General features: G+C 72.7%; 18 protein-coding genes. 14 read left to right on the top strand and 4 right to left on the bottom strand.

Features of this window, described 5'->3' with window-relative positions; all coding sequences use genetic code 11:
• Positions 1 to 357 precede the first annotated feature (357 nt).
• Positions 358 to 3,588, bottom strand: a complete 3,231-nt coding sequence (locus ACLJT4_RS33945; protein ID WP_411128380.1) for a sacsin N-terminal ATP-binding-like domain-containing protein — start codon at positions 3,586 to 3,588, stop codon at positions 358 to 360.
• A 763-nt stretch (positions 3,589 to 4,351) separates the two neighbouring features.
• On the opposite strand from ACLJT4_RS33945, the gene ACLJT4_RS33940 reads away from it, so the two are divergent.
• Positions 4,352 to 6,076 carry a threonine/serine exporter ThrE family protein gene (locus ACLJT4_RS33940; protein WP_411128316.1) on the top strand — a complete coding sequence of 575 codons (1,725 nt, stop codon included), beginning with the start codon at positions 4,352 to 4,354 and terminating at the stop codon, positions 6,074 to 6,076.
• Between the two features lie 137 nt (positions 6,077 to 6,213).
• Here ACLJT4_RS33940 and ACLJT4_RS33935 read toward each other — a convergent pair whose 3' ends face one another.
• A complete protein-coding gene (locus tag ACLJT4_RS33935; protein WP_016570635.1) occupies positions 6,214 to 6,705 on the bottom strand; it encodes an inorganic diphosphatase in 492 nt (163 codons plus the stop codon).
• 86 nt (positions 6,706 to 6,791) lie between these two features.
• Between ACLJT4_RS33935 and dacB the strand changes: the two genes are divergently transcribed.
• The 6 genes from dacB (at position 6,792) to folE (ending at position 14,534) form a co-directional block, all read left to right on the top strand.
• On the top strand, positions 6,792 to 8,405 hold the full coding sequence (dacB, locus tag ACLJT4_RS33930; protein WP_411128314.1) for a D-alanyl-D-alanine carboxypeptidase/D-alanyl-D-alanine-endopeptidase: 1,614 nt from the start codon (positions 6,792 to 6,794) through the stop codon (positions 8,403 to 8,405).
• Positions 8,406 to 8,527: 122 nt separating this feature from the next.
• Positions 8,528 to 9,673, top strand: coding sequence for a zinc-dependent metalloprotease (locus ACLJT4_RS33925; protein ID WP_411128312.1), 1,146 nt, complete (start codon positions 8,528 to 8,530; stop codon positions 9,671 to 9,673).
• Positions 9,674 to 9,867: 194 nt separating this feature from the next.
• Entirely contained in the window at positions 9,868 to 10,875 is a 1,008-nt protein-coding gene (gene tilS / locus ACLJT4_RS33920) for a tRNA lysidine(34) synthetase TilS (protein ID WP_016570638.1), read from the top strand.
• Between the two features lie 113 nt (positions 10,876 to 10,988).
• On the top strand, positions 10,989 to 11,528 hold the full coding sequence (gene hpt, locus ACLJT4_RS33915; RefSeq protein ID WP_016570639.1) for a hypoxanthine phosphoribosyltransferase: 540 nt from the start codon (positions 10,989 to 10,991) through the stop codon (positions 11,526 to 11,528).
• Positions 11,529 to 11,812: 284 nt separating this feature from the next.
• Positions 11,813 to 13,819 carry an ATP-dependent zinc metalloprotease FtsH gene (gene ftsH, locus ACLJT4_RS33910; RefSeq protein WP_233661410.1) on the top strand — a complete coding sequence of 669 codons (2,007 nt, stop codon included), beginning with the start codon at positions 11,813 to 11,815 and terminating at the stop codon, positions 13,817 to 13,819.
• 106 nt (positions 13,820 to 13,925) lie between these two features.
• Positions 13,926 to 14,534, top strand: coding sequence for a GTP cyclohydrolase I FolE (gene folE / locus ACLJT4_RS33905; RefSeq protein ID WP_016570641.1), 609 nt, complete (start codon positions 13,926 to 13,928; stop codon positions 14,532 to 14,534).
• A gap of 120 nt (positions 14,535 to 14,654) precedes the next feature.
• Here folE and ACLJT4_RS33900 read toward each other — a convergent pair whose 3' ends face one another.
• On the bottom strand, positions 14,655 to 15,770 hold the full coding sequence (locus tag ACLJT4_RS33900; RefSeq protein ID WP_411128309.1) for an alpha/beta hydrolase: 1,116 nt from the start codon (positions 15,768 to 15,770) through the stop codon (positions 14,655 to 14,657).
• A 141-nt stretch (positions 15,771 to 15,911) separates the two neighbouring features.
• On the opposite strand from ACLJT4_RS33900, the gene ACLJT4_RS33895 reads away from it, so the two are divergent.
• From ACLJT4_RS33895 to ACLJT4_RS33870, 6 genes are all read left to right on the top strand, one after another.
• Entirely contained in the window at positions 15,912 to 17,753 is a 1,842-nt protein-coding gene (locus ACLJT4_RS33895) for a phosphatidylglycerol lysyltransferase domain-containing protein (protein WP_411128307.1), read from the top strand.
• A 121-nt stretch (positions 17,754 to 17,874) separates the two neighbouring features.
• Positions 17,875 to 18,804, top strand: a complete 930-nt coding sequence (gene folP / locus ACLJT4_RS33890) for a dihydropteroate synthase (protein WP_411128305.1) — start codon at positions 17,875 to 17,877, stop codon at positions 18,802 to 18,804.
• Between the two features lie 5 nt (positions 18,805 to 18,809).
• Positions 18,810 to 19,298 carry a nuclear transport factor 2 family protein gene (locus ACLJT4_RS33885; protein WP_411128303.1) on the top strand — a complete coding sequence of 163 codons (489 nt, stop codon included), beginning with the start codon at positions 18,810 to 18,812 and terminating at the stop codon, positions 19,296 to 19,298.
• A gap of 376 nt (positions 19,299 to 19,674) precedes the next feature.
• A complete protein-coding gene (gene folB, locus ACLJT4_RS33880) occupies positions 19,675 to 20,034 on the top strand; it encodes a dihydroneopterin aldolase (RefSeq protein ID WP_016574864.1) in 360 nt (119 codons plus the stop codon).
• Positions 20,031 to 20,675: a 2-amino-4-hydroxy-6-hydroxymethyldihydropteridine diphosphokinase gene (folK, locus tag ACLJT4_RS33875; protein ID WP_411128301.1), complete on the top strand. Its 645-nt coding sequence runs from the start codon at positions 20,031 to 20,033 to the stop codon at positions 20,673 to 20,675. The genes folB and folK overlap by 4 nt, the downstream gene beginning before the upstream one ends.
• A gap of 211 nt (positions 20,676 to 20,886) precedes the next feature.
• Positions 20,887 to 21,378 carry a DUF3180 domain-containing protein gene (locus ACLJT4_RS33870; RefSeq protein ID WP_411128299.1) on the top strand — a complete coding sequence of 164 codons (492 nt, stop codon included), beginning with the start codon at positions 20,887 to 20,889 and terminating at the stop codon, positions 21,376 to 21,378.
• A gap of 30 nt (positions 21,379 to 21,408) precedes the next feature.
• Here the strand turns inward: ACLJT4_RS33870 and ACLJT4_RS33865 are convergent, their stop codons facing one another.
• A complete protein-coding gene (locus tag ACLJT4_RS33865) occupies positions 21,409 to 22,587 on the bottom strand; it encodes an ABC transporter ATP-binding protein (protein WP_411128297.1) in 1,179 nt (392 codons plus the stop codon).
• 208 nt (positions 22,588 to 22,795) lie between these two features.
• Between ACLJT4_RS33865 and ACLJT4_RS33860 the strand changes: the two genes are divergently transcribed.
• Positions 22,796 to 23,524: an ABC transporter permease gene (locus ACLJT4_RS33860; RefSeq protein WP_411128377.1), complete on the top strand. Its 729-nt coding sequence runs from the start codon at positions 22,796 to 22,798 to the stop codon at positions 23,522 to 23,524.
• The last annotated feature ends 2 nt before the right edge of the window (positions 23,525 to 23,526 follow it).

Raw genomic sequence — 23,526 nt, 5'->3', positions numbered from 1 at the left:
GCGGGCGGGACGGATGGGCGATCGGCAGGAACGGGGCCCGGGAATCGGGATGCCGATCCGCGGCGGGCACCGACCCATGACGGGTCTCGGTGTGCGACGAGAGAATGATCGAAGATCGCCCTGGCACTCTAGCCTGTTGGCGGCGTCCGGCAAGTTCCGCATCGAGGTCCGTTCTTGACGGCCCGTGCGCCCCGTGGACCCCGCCGTTCCGAAAATCGCGCGGGTCCTGGGGCGGGACGCCGCAAGGACCGGAAACCAGGCCGCGACCCGCCGGAAGAACGACGGCGGCCGCCGGACCCGTACGTCCGCCGACCGCCGTCGAATCCGCTTCCGGTCACGCCCCGCGGCGCACCGCGCTCAGTCGAACCACCGGGCCCGGGCCAGCTCCTCGACCCGCTCCGGGTCCTCCAGCAGCGCCGCGACCTCGAACCGGCGCGGCCACTGCCCGCTGGCCCAGGCCAGACCGGCCGCCACGCCCTCCAGGGTCGCGGCGTGCAGGGTGCCGTCCGGGGCCCACCGCCAGTCCAGTTCCAGGTCCCCGTCGGGGCCCTCGACCAGCAGTTCCTCGTGCTCGACGTACGCCTCGGGGGTGGCCGGGCCGAGCAGGGCGCGGACCGCCTCCGGTACGTCGTGCGTCGCCCCGTCGGAGCGGACCTCCGCGACGACCGCCTCGCTCAGCCGCCGCACCTGGAAGAGTTCGGCCAACTCCGTGGCGCGGGCCGGCCGCACCGGCAGCAGCGCGCGGTCGCCGGCCAGCGGCATCAGGTCCGGCGCGTCGGCGACCAGCGCGTCGGCGGCGTCCACCACCCGCACCGTCCCGTCGACGACCGCCCGCAGATCCTCGGGCAGCGTCACCTGGTCCGGGTCGAGGTCGGCCAACAGGCCGTACAGGGAGTGCAGTTGCCCGGCGCCCGCCCGGAGGTCCGGGTCGGCGAGCCGGCCCAGCAGTTCGGCCGCGCCGCCCGGTTCGTCGAGCAGCGCACCGACCGAGGTGCGGACCCCGAGGGCACGCAGCACCTGGGCGTCGACCTGCCCCGCGTCGGCCGCCTCGTACAGTCCGGCCAGCAGCGGATCGCCGCCGGCGGCGCGCAGTCCGGCCGGCCGTCGGCCGTCCAGCACCGGGTGGCCGCGCAGCCACCAGGCGGTGTACGGCCGCACCGACTCCGTGGTGCCGTCGGGCAGCAGCACCCGCACCGGCGCGGTCAGGGCGTCCCGCAGCGGCGGCTGGGAGAGCATCTCCAGGACCCGCGGCCAGGCGTCGTCGGCGACCAGGTCGAGGTCGCGGACCGCGACCAGTTCGGTGACGACCGGGGGGACCGGCGTCTCCGGCAGCGTGTCGAGGACGTCCTCGCACCACACGTCGACGGCGTCCAGCAGTCCGGCGTCGTCGGGCTCGGGGAACTCACTGTCCCGCGGCTCCAGTTCGTCCGGGTCGAGCACCACGTCGGTGGCCCGGACCAGCGCGAAGGTGGCCAGCACCCCCACCGCGGTGAGCGGCTGCTCACCCCACCGCTCCGCCAACTCCGCCTCACATGCGGCGAGTTCGCCTTCCCTGATGACCTGCTCGAAGTCACTCCCGGGGAAGACCAGTTCGCCCGCCGGCGCCAGTTCGCCGTCCTCGTCCGGCAGGGCCAGCGCGGCCAGCCACGGCTCGTCCCCGGGCGCCAGGTTGGCGTCCCGGACCAGCCCGAGGACCGCCTCGGCCAGCTCCTCCGCCCCCAGCGGCACCCCGGCGCCCGGCGCCAACTCGTCCTCGAAGACGTCGTAGGCGTCCTCGTCGGCGTCCAACGAGTGCGCGACCGCCGCCCGCACCTGAGGGGTCGTCAGTACGGCGCGGGGTGCGGCGGGAGTGGCCCCGAGCTTCTCCAGGAGCGGGTGGACCGCGTCCGGGTGGGCGACCTTGAGCCCCAGCCGGGCCAGGGTGCGGTGCCGGTCGGCGGCCTCGCCCTCGACGTCCGGGCCGCCGTCGGGCAGCGGCAGCAGCACCTGGCGCGGCCCGATGGCGGTCCGCCCGGCGCCCGCCAGCGGCACCGGCAGCCCGCTGAGCCGGTCCGGGTCGGTGCCGGCCAGCGCGTCGTAGAGCCGCCACCACCACTGCGGCGACCGGTCCACGCCGGCCAGCCGGTCGATCATCTCGGTGAGCGGCACCCGGGCCACGCCCAGCGCCCGCAGCTCCGGGCGCCGTTCGAGGCCGGCCGGCAGCAGGCTGGGGAAGAGTTCCGCCAGCACCCCGACGGTCGCCGCACCGGCGCCCTCCACCAACTCCGCGTCCACCGGCCGCAGCACGTACCGCTCTGCGTCCTCGGCGTCCTCGTCCCCCGCGGCGGCCCGCTCCGCCCCGGCCGCCGCCGCGCTCGGCAGGAACCGCACCCGCGGCAGCGACTCCACGATCTGCCGACGGAGTTCACCGTCCAACCAGCCCTTGCCCAACGGTCCCGGTACGAGGTCCAGGGTGCCGGCCGACACCGGCTGCCAGTCGCCGAGCAGCCCCGCGTAGGCGGTGGCCGCCCGGCCCACCAGGAAGTCGGCGAGCGGGCCCGGGGCGACGTGCCGCCGGGTCGGCTCCAACGGGAACGAGGCGATGAGCAACGCGGGCAGGCCCAGGGGCTCGTCGGTCGGGGTCGGCGCGTGCAACACCGGTGCGGTGCCCGGCCGCACCGGCGCACCCGTCTCGTCCACCGGCACCGCCCAGGTCACCGACCAGGACGGCCGCAGCCGCTCCTCCACCGGGCGGTCCGCCAGCAGCGCCGCGTCCAACGGACCGCCGTCGGTGGTCACCCGCCACCGGGTCGCCCCCCGCTCGCTGTCCTCGATGCGGACGTACCGCTCGTCCTGACGGCGGGTCAACGTCCGCACGCCCTCCGGCGTCTCCACCACGACCTCGGCCAGCCCGGGCAGGGTCAGCAGCAGCGCCGCGTCGATCCCGGCCACCAGCCGCTCGGCGAGGTCCTGCGCCGCCCCGTCGCGCAGCGGCAGCACCACCGAGGTGTCGTACCCCTCGGGCGCGGTGCCCTCCGCGGGCAACGGCAGCCGCAGCAGCGGTACGTGGCCCTCGCGGCGACGGAGTTCGCCGCCCAGGCCGGGGCTGTGCGCGGCCACCGCCTCGGCCAGCTCCCGGGCCTCGGCGAGCGACCAGCGGACGCCGCCGGTGCGGCCCACCAGCGCCGGCTCGTCGCTGACCGCCAGCACCGCGGCGAACCCGACGCCGAACCGGCCGACCGCGCCGACCGCCACGCTGCTCTCCCGCTTCGCGGAGGCGCGCAACGTGGAGAGCGATTCGACGCCAGTGGCGTCCAGCGGGGCACCGGTGTTGGAGGCGACGAGCACCGCGGGCGCGTCACCGTCGGCGGGGTGCAGGGTCAGCCGCAGCCGGCCGGGGACACCGGCCCGGCCCGCCGCGTCCGCCGCGTTCTGCGCCAGCTCCACGGCGAGCCGGTCGCGATAGCCGCCGAGCGCGAGGTCCTCCTCGGCGTTGGCGTCCTCCCGGAACCGGGCCGGCGAGGCGGCCCAGGCATCCAGCACGCCGCGCCGCAACCGGGCCGTACCGAACGGGTCGGCGCCGTCGTCCGCGCCCCGCACCCACGGCATACCTGCCACGTTTCTCGTCTCCCTCGTCAGACCGTTCTGTCCCGACGGTACCCCCACGTTGTCGGCTTTCCCGCCGTACGGCGTCCGCGCTGCGGGCGGGGGCCCTCCGTGCGTCGTCGGCTGCTCCGCCGCGGGGGTGCCCGCCTTCGGCGGAGGGGGTGTTGGGGCGGGGGCGCCAGGTGGGTGGTGGGTGACGGCTGTGGGGTCGGGGGGGGGGGGGGGGGGGGGGGGGGGGGGGGGTTGGGGGGCCCCCCCCCCCCCCCCCCCCCCCCCCCCCCCCCCCCCACCCCCGGCACCGCACCCAACAGCCCCGCGCAGCGGACAACCAGCCCGCGCCGCAGGCGCAAAAGAAACCCCCACGGCGGGACGGCCGGAGACGTACGACGACGCCCCGCGCAGCGGCCCCGCGCCGCAGGCGCAAAAGAAACCCCCATGGCGGGACAGCCGGAGACGTACGACGACGCCCCGCGCAGCGGCCCCGCGCCGCAGGCGCAAAACGGCAACCCCCACGGCGGGGAACCCCACAACGTGGGAAGAGGCCCGCGCCGCCAGGCGCAAACGGCAACCCCCCACGGCGGGACGGCCGACAACGTGGGAAGCCCACCCCGCGCGGCGGCATGTCGGGTCGTGACGCGGGCACCCGAAACCTTGGCGCGCGGTGCGTCGAACGTGTGAGGCCCCCCGGGGAAGCGCCGGGACCCCGCATGCGGCATCGTGTGCATGACCGGTCGGCAGGAGGCGTAGGGACGAGGAGCGGAGAGACGTGGCGTCGGATCCACCACGCGGCAGCAGTAACGGCGGCAGCGGTCGGAGCAACGGCAACGGCACCTCGGAGCAGGCCGGTCCCGCCGACGAGCGCAAACCGTCGGACGAGGCGCGCAGCGCCTTCACCCCGCCGTTGGGCGTGCCGTTGCCGCCGCCGCCCGACGAGGAGCACCCCACTTCCGAGTTTTCGTTGCCTGACGGGCTGCGGCCGGACGCGTCGACCGAGCCGGAGGGGTCGGCGTTCGCCCCGCCGGGGAGCACCACGGGGCAGACCCGGCTGCCGACGTTCACGCCGCCGCACGGCATACCGGTGCTCAGCCTGACCAAGGAAGCGCCGTGGCAGGACCGGATGCGGACCATGCTGCGGATGCCGGTCCACGAGCGGCCGGTGCCCGAGCGGGCGGAGCGGACGGAGGAGGAGGGCGGCGGCCCCGCCGTGCCCCGTGTCCTGGACCTGACGCTGCGCATCGGCGAGATCCTGTTGGCGGGCGGCGAGGGCGCCGAGGACGTCGAGGCGGCGATGTTCGGTGTGGCGCACGCCTACGGCCTGGAGCGGGTCGAGCCGACCGTCACCTTCACCCTGTTGTCGATCTCGTACCAGCCGTCGTTGGTCGACGACCCGGTCACCGCGAGCCGGACGGTGCGGCGGCGCGGCGTCGACTACAACCGGCTGTCCGCGGTCTTCGGGCTGGTCGACGAGATCACCTCGGAGGGGATCAGCCTCGAAGAGGCGTACCGCGGCCTGGCGGAGATCCGACGCAACCGGCACCCGTACCCGAGTTGGGCGCTGACGCTGTCCTCCGGGCTGCTGTCCGGCGCGGCGAGCATGTTGGTCGGCGGCGGGACGCTGGTGTTCGTCGCGGCGGCGATCGGCTCGATGCTCGGCGACCGGATCGCCTGGTTGGCGTCGGCGCGCGGGTTGCCGGAGTTCTACCAGTTCGTGGTCGCGGCGATGCCGCCGGCGGCGATAGGTCTGGTCTTCGCCCTGGCGCATTCCAACGTGCAGTCGTCCGCGGTGATCACCGGTGGGCTGTTCGCGCTGATCCCGGGGCGGGCGCTGGTCGCCAGCGTGCAGGACGGGCTGACCGGCTACTACATCACCGCCGCCGCCCGGTTGTTGGAGGTCGGCTACCTGATCGTCGGCATCGTCGTCGGTGTGCTGTCCGTGCTCTACATCGGGCTCCAGCTCGATCCCGGCCTCAAGCGGCTCAACCCGGAGCAGGCGCTGCAGCTCTACAACGAGCCCGGGGTGCAGATCGTGGCGTCGATGCTGCTGGCGCTGGCGTTCTGCGTCCTGCTCCAACAGGAGCGGCACACGGTGGCGTTTGCGACCATAAACGGCGGGGTTGCGTGGGTGGTCTACGGGGCGCTGACCGTCACCGCCGGATTCAACGCGGTGCCCTCCACCGCGATCGCCGCCGGGCTCGTCGGCCTCTTCGGCCAACTGCTCTCCCGGTACCGCTACGCCTCGGCGCTGCCGTACGTGACCGCGGCGATCGGGCCGCTGCTGCCCGGTAGTGCGACCTACTTCGGACTGCTCAACTTCGCCCAGGGCAACCTGCTGGAAGGTTTCTCCTCCCTGATCAAGGCCGCCTCGCTGGCGCTGGCGATCGCCGTCGGGGTCAACCTCGGTGGCGAGGTCGCCCGGCTGTTCCTGCGGGCGCCGGGCCTCACCGAGGCGGGCGCCGGCCGCCGCGCGGCGAAGCGGACCCGCGGCTTCTAGGCGACGGACCCGCGACACGGACGACGGGCGGCCCCCAGATGGGTGCCGCCCGTTCGCGTACGAAAATCAGAGCGGGCCGGCGGGCGTGCGGGGCTCCGGAGAACCCCGCCCCGCCCACCGGCCCGGCTCCGGTCGGGTCAGTGCCCGCCCTGCGCCTCGAAGCGCTTGTACGAGCGCTCGATCTCGGCCTCGGCGTCGGTGCGGCCGACCCAGTTGGCGCCCTCGACGGACTTGCCGGGCTCCAGGTCCTTGTAGACCTCGAAGAAGTGCTGGATCTCCAGGCGGTCGAACTCCGAGACGTGGTGGATGTCGCGGAGGTGCTCAACGCGCGGGTCGGAGGCGGGGACGCACAGCAGCTTGTCGTCGCCGCCGGCCTCGTCCGTCATCCGGAACATGCCGATGGCACGGCACTTGATGAGGCAACCGGGGAAGGTCGGCTCGTCAAGGATGACCAGGGCGTCCAGCGGGTCGCCGTCCTCGCCCAGGGTGTCCTCGACGAAGCCGTAGTCGGCCGGGTAGCTGGTCGAGGTGAAGAGTCGACGGTCCAGGCGGATCCGACCGGTCTCGTGGTCCACCTCGTACTTGTTCCGCGAACCCTTCGGGATCTCGATGGTGACGTCGAACTCCACGGGTGGCTCCTCCATGATCAACACATACGTCTGGTGATTAAGTGTCCCCCACGCAGGTGTGTGGTGGCGAAAGGGGCTGGTCCGAAGTGCCCGAGACCCGAACATGGCAGGTCAGATGGCAATCGGCACAGCGTTCCGCGCGGGTGGTGGCACGCCGGGCCGGGCGCTGCGCACGCACCGCGGCACGCGGTGCACAGCGCGCTGCACACGTGACGTCGGACGCTGCCCAGCAGGCGTGGCAGGCCGCACCCCGGCACACGCGGCAGACCTGGCAACTGACCGCGCTGTCCGCCGCCACCGGTCTGTCGGTCGCGGTCGTCGCGGTCGCGGCGGCCGGGCCGTGGGACTCCGGTCAGCGTACGGCCGAGCGGGCGGCGGCGGTCCCCGCTCCGACGACAGGTGGCGAGCATCACGATGACGGCCGGGCGCCCGGCCCGGCGCCCAGCGCGCCGGCCGTGCTGACCGCGCTCGGCGGGCCCGCGCGCGGTGCGGTGGGCCGGGGGGCCGCGCCGGTGCCCACCGGCGCCGGGCTGGCCGACGCCCTGGCGCCGCTGCTGGCCGATCCGGCACTGGGCCCGCTGCGCACCGCCTCCGTCGTGGACGTGACGAACGGCCGGCAGGTCTTCGGCGCGAAGCAGGACGAGGCGGCCACCCCCGCCTCCACGGTCAAGCTGGCCACCGCGGTGGCCGCGCTCTCCCGGCTCGGCGCCGACCACCGCATCGACACCGGCGTCGTGCTGGCCGGCAAGGACCGGATCGTCCTGGTGGGGGGCGGCGACCCGACGCTCACCGCCCGGGCGCCCGGGGCCGGCGCCGGCGACCGGCCGGCCAGCCTGGCGGACCTCGCCGACGCCACCGCCCGCGCCCTGAAGCAGCGCGGGCGCACCACCGTCGGCCTCGACTACGACGCCTCCGCCTACACGGGGCCGGTCGAGCACCCCATCGGTCCCAACGAGAACATCGCCCCGGTCACCGCCCTGATGACCGACGAGGCCCGCCTCGACGACAGCGACCACGGGACCGCGCCGCGCTCCACCGACCCCGCGGGTGACGCCGCCCGCACGTTCGCCGGCCTCCTCAAGGAGCGCGGGATCACGGTCAAGGGGGAGCCCGGTGCGGCCCGCGCCCCCAAGTCCCCGGAGCGGATCGCCGTCGTCCACTCGCTGCCGCTGTCCGACCTCGTCGAGCGGATGCTGACCTACAGCGACAACGACATCGCCGAGGCGCTGGCCCGCCAGACCGCGCTCGCCTCCCATCGGCCCGCCAGCTTCGACGGCGCCGCCGCGGCCGTGCGGGACGCGCTGGCCGCCCAGCACCTGCCGCTGGCCGGCGCGGTCTTCGAGGACGGCAGCGGCCTGGACCGGGACGACAAGGTCTCCGCGAACCTGCTCTCGCACCTGCTGCTGGCCGCCGCCGCGCCCAACCAGCCCGACCTGCGGCCGATCGTCACCGGCCTCCCGGTCGCCGCCTTCACCGGGACCCTCAGCGGCCGTTACGTGGGCGACACCGCCGGCGCCGGCACCGTGCGCGCCAAGACCGGCACCCTCACCGGCGTGAACACCCTCGCCGGCACCGTCGTCGACGCCGACGGGCGGCTGCTGGCCTTCGCCTTCATGACCACCGGCACCACCGACCCCCAGGCCGCCCAGAAGGCCCTGGACCGGATGGCCTCCACGGTCGCCAACTGCGGCTGCCGCTAGCGGGCGTCCGGTGGCCGCAGGGCGGGCGGCGCCCCGGCCCGACGGGCACCGGACACCCGGCAACCTGCGCCGACCGTCCCGGTCGGCTACCCCACGGCGGACCGGGCCCGTACGGTGAACCCATGACGAGCATCGGTGGTGCGGAGATGGTCGACTGGAATCTCGCGGTGGCGACCGCGACCCGGTTCGTACGGCCCGGACCGGAGGTGAGCCGGGACGAGGCGCGGGCGATCGTCGCCGAGCTGCGCAAGCACGCCAAGGCGTCCGAGACCCACGTCCGCGCGTTCACCCGGATGGCTCAGCCCGGCGCGGAGGGCGAGCCGGCGCCGCACGACACACCGGTCCTGGTGGTGGACCGGCCCGGCTGGATCCGGGCCAACGTCGCGGGGTTCCGGGCGGTGCTGAAGCCGTTGCTCGCCAAGATGGAGGACCGGCGGTCCTCGACGCCCGGCGGTGCGGTGCTCGGGGCGGTCGGCGGCAAGGTGACCGGGGTCGAGCTCGGCATGCTGCTGTCGTTCCTGGCCTCGCGGGTGCTGGGCCAGTACGAGACGTTCGCCCCGGCCTCGCGCGAGCTGCCGGCGGGGACGCAGGGCGGCCGGCTGCTGCTGGTGGCGCCGAACATCGTCCACGTGGAGCGGGAGCTCGACGTGGCGCCGCACGACTTCCGGCTCTGGGTGTGCCTGCACGAGGAGACCCACCGGACCCAGTTCAGCGCCGTGCCCTGGTTGCGGGACCACATCGAGGGCGAGGTCCAGTCCTTCCTCGCGGAGACCGACATCGACCCGGGGGCGCTGCTGGAGCGGCTGCGGGAGGCCGCGCAGTCGCTGGCCGGTGCCAAGCCGGAGGGCGAGGAGGGCGACGAGGGCCGGTCGCTGGTGGACCTGGTGCAGACGCCCGCGCAGCGGGAGATCCTCGGGCGGCTGACCGCGGTGATGTCGCTGCTGGAGGGGCACGCCGACTTCGTCATGGACGGGGTGGGCCCCGAGGTGGTGCCCTCGGTGGCGGAGATCCGGGAGAAGTTCCAGAAGCGGCGGGCCAGCGGCGCGGGCCGACTGGACGTGGCGCTGCGGAAGCTGCTGGGACTGGACGCGAAGCTCCGGCAGTACCGTGACGGCGAGCGGTTCGTGCGGTCCGTCGTCGAGGAGGTCGGCATGGACGGCTTCAACCGCATCTGGACGTCGCCGAACACCCTCCCCACCAAACTGGAGATCGCCAAACCGGCGGACTGGGTCGCGCGGGTGCACCGGAAGGCGGAGGGAGCACCGTAAGCACGGATCGTGAGCTGGGCACGCCGTGCGGCAGAAGAGCGCCCCTCCAATCACCCGTCTGAGGGACCGTGACCGATGGATAGGCGTGCAATGCTCGGGGAACTGCTCGCCTCTGTCACCATCTAGGCACTCTGTGTGACGAAGTGTCGTCCACGGCCCGAGGCTCACCCCCAGCTGAACGATTGGAAACGGACATGGGTCCCCATCCAGCGGTCGCCGCGATACGCCTGGCGGTCCGCCGCGTACTCCACGACGTGCTCAACCACCACTGCGCGCAGGACCAGCACGGTGCCCCGCTCGTGCTCGTCGCCTGCTCCGGCGGCGCCGATTCGATGGCGCTCGCCTCCGCCCTCGCCTTCGAGGCCCCCAAGCTGGGCGTCCGCGCCGGGGGCGTGACCATCGACCACGGCCTCCAGGAAGGCTCCGACCTCCGCGCCGCCGAGGTCGCGCTGCGCCTGCGGGCCCTCAAACTCGACCCCGTCGACGTGGTCAGCGTCGAGGTGGGCCGGGCCGGCGGCCCGGAAGCGGCCGCCCGGGACGCCCGCTACGCCGCCCTGGACGCCACCGCCGACCGCCACGGCGCCAGTGCGGTCCTCCTCGGGCACACCCGCGACGACCAGGCGGAGACCGTCCTGCTCGGGCTGGCCCGCGGTTCCGGGATCCGCTCGCTCTCCGGGATGGCCGCCGCAGCCGGGACGAACGGCCGCTACCGCCGCCCCTTCCTGGACGTGGACCGGCAGACCGCCCGCACGGCCTGCCTCATCCAGGCGCTGCCCGTCTGGGACGACCCCCACAACACCGATCCCGCCTACACCCGCTCGCGACTGCGCCACGAGGGGCTGCCCGCCCTGGAGAAGTGCCTGGGCAAGGGCGTCGTGGAGGCCCTGGCGCGGACCGCGCAGCTGTCCCGTGACGACGCCGACGCACTGGACGCCTGGGCCGCCGAGGCCGAGACGGCGGTCGTCGACGAGGCCGGCACCCTCGACGTCGCGGGGCTCTTCGGGCTGCCGCCCGCGGTGCGCCGCCGGGTGCTGCGCCGGGCGGTCATCGCCGCGGGTTCGCCGGCCGGTTCGCTCTTCGCCCGGCACATCGAGGAAGTGGACCGACTGATCACGGCCTGGCGGGGGCAGGGGGCCATCAACCTCCCCGGGCGGGTGGGTGTGCGACGGCAGGGTGGCAGACTGGTCATTCGGCAGGGCTGAGCCGCAGGAGACCGCGCCCTGTTTCGTGAGCTCACGTCCGGTTCCCGCCGTGAGCTCCACGACTGACCTGCACACCGAACCGAGCGAGAGTGGCACGGGTGGACGACAAGGACATGGGCTCCGACCTTCAGTCGGTGCTCATCACTAAGGAAGAGATCGACGCGAAGCTGGCGGAGCTGGCTGCGAAGATCGACGCGGAGTACGCGGGCAAGGACCTGCTCATCGTCGGTGTCCTCAAGGGCGCGGTGATGGTGATGGCGGACCTGGCGCGTGCCCTGTCCACTCCCGTCACGATGGACTGGATGGCCGTGTCCTCCTACGGCGCGGGCACCCAGTCCTCCGGCGTGGTCCGCATCCTCAAGGACCTGGACACCGACATCAAGGGCAAGCACGTCCTGATCGTCGAGGACATCATCGACTCGGGCCTGACGCTGTCGTGGCTGCTGTCCAACCTCGGCTCGCGCGAGCCCGCCTCGCTGGAGGTCTGCACGCTGCTGCGGAAGCCCGACGCGGCCAAGGTGGCGATCGACGTGAAGTGGATCGGCTTCGACATTCCCAACGAATTCGTCGTGGGCTATGGCCTGGACTTTGCGGAGAAGTACCGCAACCTGCCGTTCGTCGGTACCCTCTCGCCCCACGTGTACGGCGGCTGAGAGCGTTCCTGCGCTCGCCGGTCACCGTGCCGGACGGGTGCTCGGACAGCCCGTGCTGCCCGGCGGGAACCCTTCGGGGTTTCCCGCCGTTGGAGCAGGGAGAGGGGAATCCCCGGCTTCGTTGTTCACTGTCGGCGCAGGCGCCGGGTGACAATGCTGGGGTACCGTCCGAAGGCAATCTGTTTTCGGGCGAGTAATACGACACCGTACGCACGACCAGCCCTCCCGAGGGCGTTGTGCCTCACTGTGGCAGGAGGGACGGGGCCTTAGGCGGCTCCGTATGGATGGACGTGAAGCGATACTTCCGTGGGCCGGTCATGTGGATCGTGCTGGCCGTCCTCGCCGTGGTCGTGTTGATGCAGGTCGTCGGCTCGTCCGGCGGCTTTAAGACGGTGGACACCGGTCAGGTCGTCAAGGCGATCGCTGACAACAAGGTGAAATCCGCCGAGCTGACCACCGGCGACGAGAACAAGATCAAGGTCGAGCTGTCCGGCGACTACAAGGTCTCCGGCTCCAACAAGATTCAGGCCAGCTACATCGGCGACCAGGGCGTTGACCTGGCGAAGAACCTGCAGGCCAAGTACCAGACCGGCGAGATCAAGGACGGCTACACCGTCTCGCCGTCGAAGCAGAACCCGTTCGTCGGCGTGCTGCTCTCGCTGCTGCCGTTCGTGCTCATCGTGGTCGTCTTCCTGTTCCTGATGAATCAGATGCAGGGCGGCGGCTCCCGGGTGATGAACTTCGGCAAGTCGAAGGCGAAGCTGATCACCAAGGACACCCCCAAGACGACCTTCTCGGACGTCGCGGGTGCCGACGAGGCCGTCGAGGAGCTCCACGAGATCAAGGAGTTCCTCCAGGAGCCGGCGAAGTTCCAGGCCGTCGGCGCCAAGATCCCGAAGGGCGTGCTGCTCTACGGCCCGCCCGGTACGGGCAAGACGCTCCTCGCGCGCGCCGTCGCGGGCGAGGCGGGCGTGCCGTTCTACTCGATCTCCGGTTCCGACTTCGTCGAGATGTTCGTCGGTGTCGGTGCCTCCCGGGTCCGTGACCTCTTCGAGCAGGCCAAGGCGAACGCCCCGGCGATCGTCTTCGTCGACGAGATCGACGCCGTCGGCCGGCACCGCGGTGCGGGTCTCGGCGGCGGTCACGACGAGCGCGAGCAGACCCTCAACCAGCTCCTCGTCGAGATGGACGGCTTCGACGTGAAGGGCGGCGTGATCCTGATCGCCGCCACCAACCGGCCAGACATCCTCGACCCGGCGCTGCTGCGCCCCGGGCGTTTCGACCGGCAGATCGCCGTCGACCGCCCGGACCTGCAGGGCCGGCTGGAGATCCTCAAGGTCCACCAGAAGGGCAAGCCGGTCGCGCCGGACGTCGACCTCTCGGCCGTCGCCAAGCGCACCCCCGGCTTCACCGGTGCCGATCTGTCCAACGTCCTGAACGAGGCCGCCCTGCTGACGGCCCGCAGCGACGCGAAGCTGATCGACAACCACTTCCTGGACGAGGCGATCGACCGCGTCGTGGCCGGTCCGCAGAAGCGGACCCGGATCATGTCCGAGAAGGAGAAGAAGATCACCGCGTACCACGAGGGCGGGCACGCCCTGGTCGCGGCGGCTTCGCCGAACTCCGACCCGGTCCACAAGATCACGATCCTGTCCCGCGGCCGGGCACTGGGCTACACCATGGTCCTGCCCGACGAGGACAAGTACTCCACCACCCGCAACGAGATGCTCGACCAGCTGGCGTACATGCTGGGCGGGCGCGCGGCGGAGGAGCTGGTCTTCCACGACCCGACCACCGGTGCCGCCAACGACATCGAGAAGGCGACCGCCACCGCCCGCGCGATGGTCACGCAGTACGGCATGACCGAGCGGCTCGGCGCGATCAAGTTCGGCTCGGACAACTCCGAGCCGTTCCTGGGCCGCGAGATGGCGCACCAGCGCGACTACTCGGAAGAGGTCGCCGCGCTGGTCGACGAGGAAGTCAAGAAGCTCATCGAGACCGCGCACAACGAGGCGTGGGAGATCCTGGTCGAGAACCGCGACGTGCTCGACAACCTCGTTCTGGAGCTCCTGGAGAAGGAGACCCTGAACAAGGAGCAGATCGCCGAGGTCTTCAAGCACATCGTGAAGCGTCCGGCCCGCCCGGCGTGGACCGGCTCCTCGCGCCGTACGCCCTCGACCCGTCCGCCGGTGCTGACGCCCAAGGAGCTGGCCCCGGCCAACGGCTCCGCGGCACCGTCGGTCTCCATGGACAAGGCGGAGAGCACCGAGGAACCGCGTCCGGAGAGCTGATCGACGGCCGTCCGGCCCCGGAATACCCGCCGCGCCCCCCAAGGTTTTAGCCTGGGGGGCGCGGCATTCCGCGTTTTCGAGCGGGCCCAGAAGGAACGAGGCACCAATGACGGACCCTGTGACGCTGGACGTCGAGGGCGGCGCGATCGGCACGTTTGACGAGAAGCGTGCCGCGGACGCCGTGCGCGAGTTGCTCATCGCAGTGGGTGAGGACCCGGACCGTGAGGGCCTCCTGGAGACGCCGGCGCGGGTGGCCCGGGCGTACAGGGAGATCTTCGCCGGTCTGTGGCAGAAGCCCGAGGACGTGCTGACCACCACCTTCGACCTCGGCCACGACGAGATGGTGCTGGTCAAGGACATCGAGGTGGTCTCGAACTGCGAGCACCACCTGGTCCCGTTCGTCGGGGTGGCCCACGTGGGCTACATCCCGTCCACCGACGGGAAGATCACCGGACTGTCGAAGCTGGCCCGGCTGGTCGACGTGTTCGCGCGGCGCCCCCAGGTCCAGGAACGGCTGACCACCCAGATCGCCGACTCGCTGATGAAGATCCTGGAGCCGCGCGGGGTGATCGTGGTCATCGAGTGCGAGCACATGTGCATGACCATGCGCGGGGTGCGCAAGCCGGGCGCGAAGACGACGACGTCCGCGGTGCGGGGGCAGCTGCGCGATCCCGCGACGCGGGCCGAGGCGATGAGCCTGATACTGGCCCGCTGAGGCCGGTGCGCGCCGGCCGTCGCCGCGCCCTGCGGCGCGGCAGCCGGAAGAACGGAGCGCGGCCCGGGGCCCGCGGCTGACGCCGGGGCCCCGGGCCGCGCCCGGGTGCGTGGGGCCTGGTCAGGCCTTGAGGCGGCCGCCCATCCATTCCAGGGCGGCCGGGATCTCCCGGCGCCAGGTGTTGAAGTTGTGGCCGCCGCTGTCGAGGATGATCGACGCGACCTTGGACGGCGACTTGGTGCCCTCGATGAACCTCAGCGTGGGCTTGTAGTTGCTCTCGCCGTGCTTGCTGCTGGTGACCAGCAGGTTCACCGGAGGAGCGGGCAGGTGCTGCTGGCGCCAGTGCAGGTCGTTCTCCCGCTCCAGCTGCTTGCTGCCGCCGAACAGGGCGCCGGTGGTGGCGTCGATCGGTGCCTTGTAGTCGCCGGAGAGCGAGACCGCGGTGGAGTACGCGTGGGGGTTCCGCATGGTCAGCTTCAGGGCGCAGTAGCCGCCCGTGGAGTCGCCCATGATGCCCCAGCTCTTGGCGTCCTTGCCGACGCGGTACTCGCCGCTGATGTCGTGGCGCAGGTCGTGCGCGAAGAACGTCTCGGTCTGGGGGCCGTCGGGTATGTCCACGCACTCCGTGTCCCGCGGCGGGGCCACGGTCGGGCGCATCATCACCAGGACGGTCGGCTGGACGCGGTTGTCCTTGAGCAGGGCGTACTGGGTCTGCGGGTAGTGCAGCTTCTTGTACAGCGCCTCGGCGGTGCCCGGGTAGCCGGTGAGGATCACCGCCGCCGGGAACTTCTTGTGCGCGTACTGCGGCTGGAAGTACTGCGGCGGCAGGTAGACGTACGCCGGGCTGGCGATCTTGGACTTATCGCCGCGGATCAGGACCTTGTCCAGCCGGCCGGCGGTCGCCGGGACGGAGGCGCCCTGGATGCTCAGGCGCTCGGTGCCCAGCATCTTGAGGCTGGTGCCGTTCGTGCCCGATTTGTAGTTGGTGACCACGCCCGGCTCCTGCTCCTGGCCGAAGAGGTCGGCCCAGGAGGCGTAGAAGCCGAAGGTGTTGTTGGCGAAGAGGCCGATGGCCGCGAAGAGCGAGAGCTGCGTGGCGAAGAGCAGTCCGATGCGGCCGAGCACGGCGCGCCAGTTGCCCTTGGAGAGCCGCGGCCAGAGCCAGATCGTCAGGACGAACAGTGCCACCGCGACGAGAACGGCAAGAAGCAGCACTTTCTTGCTGGTGAGACCCATGTGGTGCTTTCTTCCGGGCGGCCGGGCCATCCGGACCGCAAGTGGAACCCCGAGCCCTGAGACGCCGTCATACAGGGCGCAAAAGTCCAGATGCTGCGACTAAGGCTCGCACGTTCTCTCGACCGGGGCGACGGGAAAGTGATGTCTGACAGGCTAGATGGCGAAAAGTCGGAGAAGGTTGCGTGGTCTGCGCCACGCTGGCTCCGCGGCCCACGGCCCGCATCGGTACCGCGGCTGGTGGGCACGGCCGGAGTCGTGGTCGGTCTGCTCAACGTGATGTCCGGGATCTTCCCGCGCTTCCGGCACAGCCGGGTGCACGCGGTGGCCGAGGTGCTGCCGGGCGCGGTGAGCCCGCTGGCGGCCTCCGCCTCCCTCGTGGTCGGGATCCTGCTGCTGCTCCTGGCCCACGGGCTCAAGCGGCGCAAGCGGCGGGCCTGGGGGGCGGCGGTGGTGCTGCTGCCGGTGGGTATCGCCGCCCAGCTGGTCTACCGGCACTCGGTCTTCGGGGCGGTGCTGTCGTTGGTGCTGCTGGGGTTCCTGATCCGGCACCGACGGGAGTTCGCGGCGCTGCCCGATCCGCGCAGCCGCTGGAAGGCGGTGGCCAACCTCGTCGTCCTGGGCGGGGTCAGCTTCGCCCTCGGCATGGTGATCGTCAGCTCCCACCCGCACAAGATCGTCGGCTCGCCGTCCTTCGGGGAGCGCGCCGAGCACGTGCTGTGGGGGCTCTTCGGCTTCGAGGGGCCGATCGCCTACACCAACGGCGTGGACTACACCGTGGGCTACTCGCTCGGCGCGCTGGGCCTGCTGACCGTGGCGACCACCGCGTACCTGGCCCTCCGCCCGGAGCACCCGGCGTCGCGGCTGACGGACGAGGACGAGCAGCGGCTGCGGGAGCTGCTGGACCGGCACGGCAGCCGGGACTCGCTGGGTTACTTCGCGCTGCGCCGCGACAAGGGCGCGGTGTTCTCGCCGTCCGGCAAGGCGGCGGTCTGCTATCGGGTGATCTCCGGCGTGATGCTGGCCAGCGGCGACCCGATCGGGGACGTAGAGGCGTGGCCGGGCGCCATCGAGCGGTTCATGGAGGAGGCGCGGGCGCACTCCTGGACACCGGCGGTCACCGGGTGCAGCGAGACCGGTGGCCAGGTGTGGACCCGGGAGACCGGGATGGACGCGCTGGAGCTGGGCGACGAGGCGATCGTGGACGTCGCCGACTTCACCCTGAGCGGCCGGGCGATGCGCAACGTGCGGCAGATGGTCAAGCGGATCGAGCGCAACGGCTACACCACCCGGGTGCGGCGCGTCGGCGACCTGGAGCCGGAGGAGCTGGCGCGGGTCCAGAAGGCCGCGGACGCCTGGCGGGACACCGACACCGAGCGCGGCTTCTCCATGGCGCTCGGCCGGATCGACGCGGAGCTGGACGGCGACGCGGTGATCGCCACCGCGCACCAGGCGCCGGCCGAGGGCGAGGAGCCGGGCCCGTTCGGGGACCTGAAGGCGATGCAGCACTTCGTCCCGTGGGGCGGCGACGGCATCTCGCTGGAGCTGATGCGGCGGGACCGCAGCGCCGACCCGGGGATGAACGAGCTGCTGATCGTGGCGGCGCTGCAGGCGGCGCCGGAGCTGCGGATCGCGCAGGTGTCACTGAACTTCGCGGTGTTCCGCTCCTCCTTGGAGCGCGGCGAGAAGCTGGGCGCGGGGCCGGTGCTGCGGGTCTGGCGCGGGATGTTGATCTTCCTGTCGCGCTGGTACCAGATCGAGTCGCTCTACAAGTTCAACGACAAGTTCCGGCCACGCTGGGAGCCGCGGTTCGTGGTGTTCCGCAACAGCCGGGACATCCCGCGGATCGGGTTGGCCGCCTTGCAGGCCGAGGGGTACCTGGAGCTGCCCCGGGTGCTGCGCCGCAGGAAGGCCGCCGAGCCGCGGCCGTGCGGGCACCTGGAGGAGACGGTGGTGGCCGCCGGGGCGATGGAGAAGGTGGCGTGAGGTCCGGGCCGGGCCGGCCGCGACCGGGCCGGCCCGACGCCCCGCGGGGGCCCGCGGAGGGGCGATCTGCGCAGCCGGCGGCGGCAATCCGGCCGGTCGGCACACGGCCTACGCTGGTGCCATGAGTACCTTGCGCGGCCGGGTGGCCGGACTGCCGGACTGGGACCGCTGCGCGGTGATGGGCGTCGTGAACGTGACGCCCGATTCGTTCTCCGACGGCGGCGAGTGGTTCGACACCGAGCTCGCCGTCAAACACGGTCTGGACCTGGTGGCCCAGGGTGCCGACATCGTGGACGTCGGCGGCGAGTCGACGCGCCCCGGCGCGGCCCGGGTGGACGAGGCCGAGGAACTGCGCCGGGTCGTCCCGGTGGTCCGGGAGTTGGCCGCGGCGGGGGTCGTGGTGTCCGTCGACACCATGCGCGCCGCGGTGGCCGAACGGGCCGTGGAAGCGGGGGCGCGGTTGGTCAACGACGTGAGCGGGGGGCTGGCCGATCCCGCCATGGTGCCGACGGTCGCCGCCCACCACGTCGCGTTCGTGGTGATGCACTGGCGCGGCCAGTCGATCGACATGAACAACCGGGCGGTCTACGCGGACGTGGTCGGCGAGGTGGTCGACGAGTTGGCGGCGAGCGTGGAGCGGGCGGTCGCCGGCGGGGTGGACCCGGAACGGATCATCATCGACCCCGGACTGGGCTTCGCGAAGGAGGCCGGCCACGATCTGGCGCTGGTCGCGGAGTTGGGCCGGCTGCGCGCGCTTGGCCGGCCGCTGCTCGTGGCGGCATCGAGGAAACGGTTCCTGGGCAGGGTGCTGGCAGGCGGCGAGGGTGCCGCCCCACCGCCGGCCCGGGAGCGGGACGCCGCGACGGCGGCGGTGTCGGCGATCGTGGCGCGAGAGGGGGCCTGGTCGGTGCGGGTGCATGAGGTCAGGGCGAGCGCGGACGCGGTGCGGGTGGCCCGTGCCGTCGAGGGCGCGGCGCGGGCGGCCAAGGGCGCCGGGGCAACCGGTGCGGTGCGGGTGGGCGGTACGGCGACGACGACGGGGACGAAGTGAGCGGCTTGGGCCCACGGACGGACATCGAGCTGGTCGAGCAGGCGAACACCACGCTGTACGAGACCATCGAGCGCGGCGACCATGAGGCGCTGTCCGAGCTGTGGCTGGACGGTCAGGTGAGCGTGGTCCACCCGGGGTGGCCGGTGCTGCGCGGGCGGGGGGAGGTGCTCCGGTCGTACGCGCTGATCATGGCGAACACCGAGTACATCCAGTTCTTCCTGACCGATGTGGAGATCGACGTCGTCGGCGACACCGCGCTGGTCACCTGCACGGAGAACATCCTCAGCGGCGGCCCGGCCGAGGACGACGGCTCCGTGGGGCCGCTCATCGGCCAGTTGGTCGTGGCGACCAACGTCTTCAAGCGGACCGAGGACGGCTGGCGGGTCTGGTCGCACCACGGTTCGCCGGTGCTGGCGGACCGCGAGGACGACGAGGGGGACGACGACGGGGACGACGACGCCGACGACGAGAACGGGCTGCCCGGGCGGCTGTGATTCCCGGTCGCATCCCAGTCCGCGGACATGTGAGTGGCTTCACAAGCGTCGCGGTGCCGGGGGCGCGGGCGGGTGCGCCCGGCGTCAGCGTCCCGGGTGGGGCGCACCCGTTCGAGCCAAGTGCGGCACGGGTAGGGGTGGGGCGGGCGGACGCGGGTAAGAGGCCGCGCGGACGATCTCCCGTGCTGGGCAAGGCTGCCCACGCGACACCGCCTAGCAGCAGGACGGGGCCTTGTCCATAGCCCCCATGGGCGAGCGCTGTCGGTGCTCGCAGGTAGATTCGAATGGGGCAGTGTCGCCGGCCAACTCTGGTGCCTGCCCGAATCCGACGAACAGTGGCGCCAGTGGCGCCGCCGGACCAGTGGGAGTGATTCGCGTGGATCGTGTCGCGCTGCGTGGGCTGAAGGCCCGAGGGCACCACGGGGTGTTCCCCCGGGAACGCGAGGAAGGTCAGACCTTCATCGTCGACCTGGTCCTCGGCCTGGACACCCGCCCGGCGGCAGCCTCCGACGATCTCGCGAAGACCGTCCACTACGGCATCGTCGCCGAGGAGGTGGTGGCCGTCGTCGAAGGCGAGCCCGTCGACCTCATCGAGACCTTGGCGGAGCGCATCGCCGACCAGTGCCTGAAGCACGAGGGGGTGCAGGAGGTGGAAGTGGTGGTCCACAAGCCGGACGCACCGATCACCGTCCCCTTCGATGACGTGACCATCACCATCACTCGGAGCCGAGTATGAAAACCACCCAGCAGCCGGCCCCCGCCACCGCCCGCCTCCCGCACGCCGCCTCCGCCAACGACCCGACCGTCCAGCCGGTGCCCGCCTCGGTGGTGGAGCAGGTGGACGCGGCGGACGTCACGCTGTCCAACCCCAAGCGCGCAGTGATCTCGCTGGGCAGCAACCTCGGCAACCGTCTGGAGACGCTCCAGGGCGCCATCGACGCGCTGGAGGACACCCCGGGCGTCCGGGTCAAGGCGGTCTCCCCGGTGTACGAGACCGAGCCGTGGGGCGTCGCCACCGACTCGCAGCCCTCGTACTTCAACGCCGTGGTGCTGATCAAGACGACGCTGCCGCCGGACTCCCTCCTGGAGCGCGGGCACGCCATCGAGGAAGCCTTCGATCGGGTGCGGGACGAGCGGTGGGGTCCGCGCACCATCGACGTCGACATCCTCGCCTACCAGGACGTGGTCTCCGACGACCCGCGGCTGACGCTGCCGCACCCGCGCGCCCACGAGCGGGCGTTCGTCCTGGTGCCGTGGCACGACGTCGACCCGGAGGCGGAGGTCCCGGGCCGGGGCGCGGTGGCCGCCCTGCTGGCCGCGGTCGGCAACGAGGGCGTGAACCACCGGGCGGACCTGGAACTGCGGCTGCCGGAGTAGTCGTTAGGGTTGCGGGCCGGCCGCGTACGGCGACGATGCGCCCGCGACGCCCGTCGCGCTGATGTACTGGCGCCTGGACGTCGCGGCGGTGTGCTCGTGCGCGCGCGAGGCGGCCGGACGGATACGGCGGTCGCACCGAGGGGTGCGGCCATGAGGCGGACACGGTCATCGCGGTAGGGGTGGCCGGGACGGTGCGAGGGGCGATCGCTCGGTGAAGCAGCTACGGATCAAGGTCCTGGTCGGGCTGTTCGTGGTGGCCGGAATCCTGGCCTGGGCGGGCGCCCGGCTATGGGACGCGTTCGGCTCCCTGCCCGGCGTCCCGGTGGCGGCGCCGATCGTGCTGGCGCTGATCGCCGTGGTGCTCGCCGCCACCGCGCTCTCCCTGCGGTCCCGACTGCGCGCGCAGCGCGAGCGGCAGCCCGAGGCGAAGGGCGTCGACCCGTTGGTGGCCGCCCGCGCGGTGGTCTTCGGCCAGGCCAGTGCCCTGGTGGCGGCGTTGGTCGCCGGGCTCTACGGCGGCGTCGGCGTCTTCCTGCTGCTGTCGGGCGTGGACGACGCGCGCCGTACCCAGGCCGTGTACGCCGGGTTCTCGGTACTCGCCGGTGCGGCTGTGGTGGCCGCGGCGATCTTCTTGGAGCGGGTCTGCAAGCTGCCGGAGGGCGAGGACGGGGACGACGACGGTCCCGGGCCGGCGCGGGCCTGACGCGGCCCCGGCCCGAGCCGCCCCGTCGTCTCAGGTGCCCGGGACGGTGTCCAGGGCGACCTCGGTGCGCGGCAGGTCCGTCGCGTCCGCGGTGGTGGCGCGGCGCAGGGCGCCGTGCAGCCGGGCGGGCGTGAGGACGCCCCGGTAGCGGTCGCCGTCGAGGACCGCGAGCCAGCCCGCGTCGTGTTGGAGCAGGGTGCTGAGCGCCTGCCGGAGCGGGGTGCCGAGCGGCACGCTGGCGGCCATCGGGCGGGCCAGGTCGCGGACGGTCGCGGACCGGTCCGCGGCGGGGCCCTCGGGGGCGACGAGTGCGTCGGCCGCCACCCAGCCGTACGGCGCGCCATCGGCGTCCAGGACGACGGCCCAGGGGGCGCCGGCGGCGGTGAGCGCGTCGGCGGCCCGGGCGGCCGGGTCGTCCAGGCGGACCACCGGCGGCTCGTCGAGGTCGGCGGCCTCGACGGGGGTGACGGCGAGCCGCTTCAGGCCGCGGTCGGCACCCACGAACTCCGCGGTGTACGGGGTCGCCGGGGCACCCAGGACGGTCGCCGGGGTGTCCAACTGCTCTATGCGGCCGCTGCCGTAGACGGCGATGCGGTCGCCGAGCCGGACCGCCTCCTCGATGTCGTGGGTGACGAAGAGCACCGTCTTGTGGAGCGTGGACTGCAGCCGCAGGAACTCGTTCTGGAGGTGCTCGCGGACGACCGGGTCGACGGCGCCGAACGGTTCGTCCATCAGCAGCACGGGTGGGTCGGCGGCGAGCGCGCGGGCCACGCCGACGCGTTGCCGCTGGCCGCCGGAGAGTTGGTCGGGGTAGCGGTCGCCGTAGACGGCCGGGTCGAGGCCGACCAGGTCGAGGAGTTCGGCGGCGCGGGCCCGGGCCGCCTTGCGCGGCCGGCCGAGGAGGTGCGGGACGGTGGCGGTGTTGTCCAGCACGGTCTTGTGGGGGAAGAGCCCGACCTGCTGGATGACGTAGCCGATGCGACGGCGGAGTTCGACCGGATCGGCGTCGGCGACGTCCTCGCCGTCGAGGAGGATCCGGCCGTCGGTGGGTTCGATGAGCCGGTTCACCATCTTCATCGTGGTCGTCTTGCCGCAGCCCGACGGGCCGACGAGGGTGATGAGTTCGCCCTCGGCGACCTCGAAGGAGAGGTCGTCGACGGCGGTGGTGCCGTCGACGTAGCGCTTGGTGACGTGCTCGAAGCGGATCATGAATTCCCCCTGTGTGGACGGGCCCCATTGTGTACGCGTCGTGCGCGGGTGCCGTGAACGCGGTGTTGCGAGTGGATGCCGGGCCGCGGTGATTGTCAGTGGTGGGGGTTAGGGTCGCAGACAGTCACCACGTTATCGGCGAGCGGGGGAGGTGACGGCGGTGGAGGTACCGGCGCGTGCGGCGCAGGCATTGATGGGCGCCCAGTCCATGGCGCAGGGCGGCGGGTCCGGCTGCCTGGAGCGGAACGACTGGATCTGCGGGGAGTACCTCCGCACCCGGAGCCAGGAGTTGCTGGACGCCACGCTCCAGCACGTCGGCATCACGGTGGTGTCGGTGGTGCTCGGGCTGCTGATCGCGTTTCCGCTGGCGTTGTTGGCGCGGCACCGGCGGGGCGTCGCGGGGCCGGTCCTGGGGCTGACGACGGTGCTGTACACGGTGCCGTCGCTGGCGATGTTCGCGTTGCTGACACCGGTCTTCGGGGTGTCGCCCTCGGTGGTCGTCACGGGCCTGGTGCTCTATTCGCTGACGATCCTGGTGCGCAACGTCCTCGCCGGTCTCGACGCGGTGCCGGCCGAGGTGCGGGAGGCCGCCCGCGGGATGGGGTACGGCCCGGCGCGGCTGCTGTTCGAGGTGGAGCTTCCGCTCGCCCTGCCGGCGTTGGTCGCCGGCGTGCGGATCGCCACGGTCTCGACGGTGGCGATGACGACGATCGGTTCGGTCGTCGGCTACGGCGGGTTGGGCAATCTCATAGCCAGCGGCATGGAGGGCTTCTTCAAGGCGGAGGTGCTGACCGCTTCGGTGCTGTGCGTGCTGTTGGCGCTGGTGGCGGACCTGCTCCTGTTGGGGCTCCAGCGGTTGTTGACGCCGTGGACGCGGTCGCGGTCCGCGGGCCGCCGGACGCGGCGCGGGGCGACCGTGGCGAAGGCGGTGGGGTGAGC

It is taken from the genome of Streptomyces sp. x-19, assembly GCF_046549115.1.
Taxonomy (GTDB): Bacteria; Actinomycetota; Actinomycetes; order Streptomycetales; family Streptomycetaceae; genus Streptomyces; species Streptomyces albulus_C.
The sequence above is the reverse complement of the archived record's forward strand: the minus strand, read 5'-3'. Positions and strand labels throughout refer to the sequence as shown.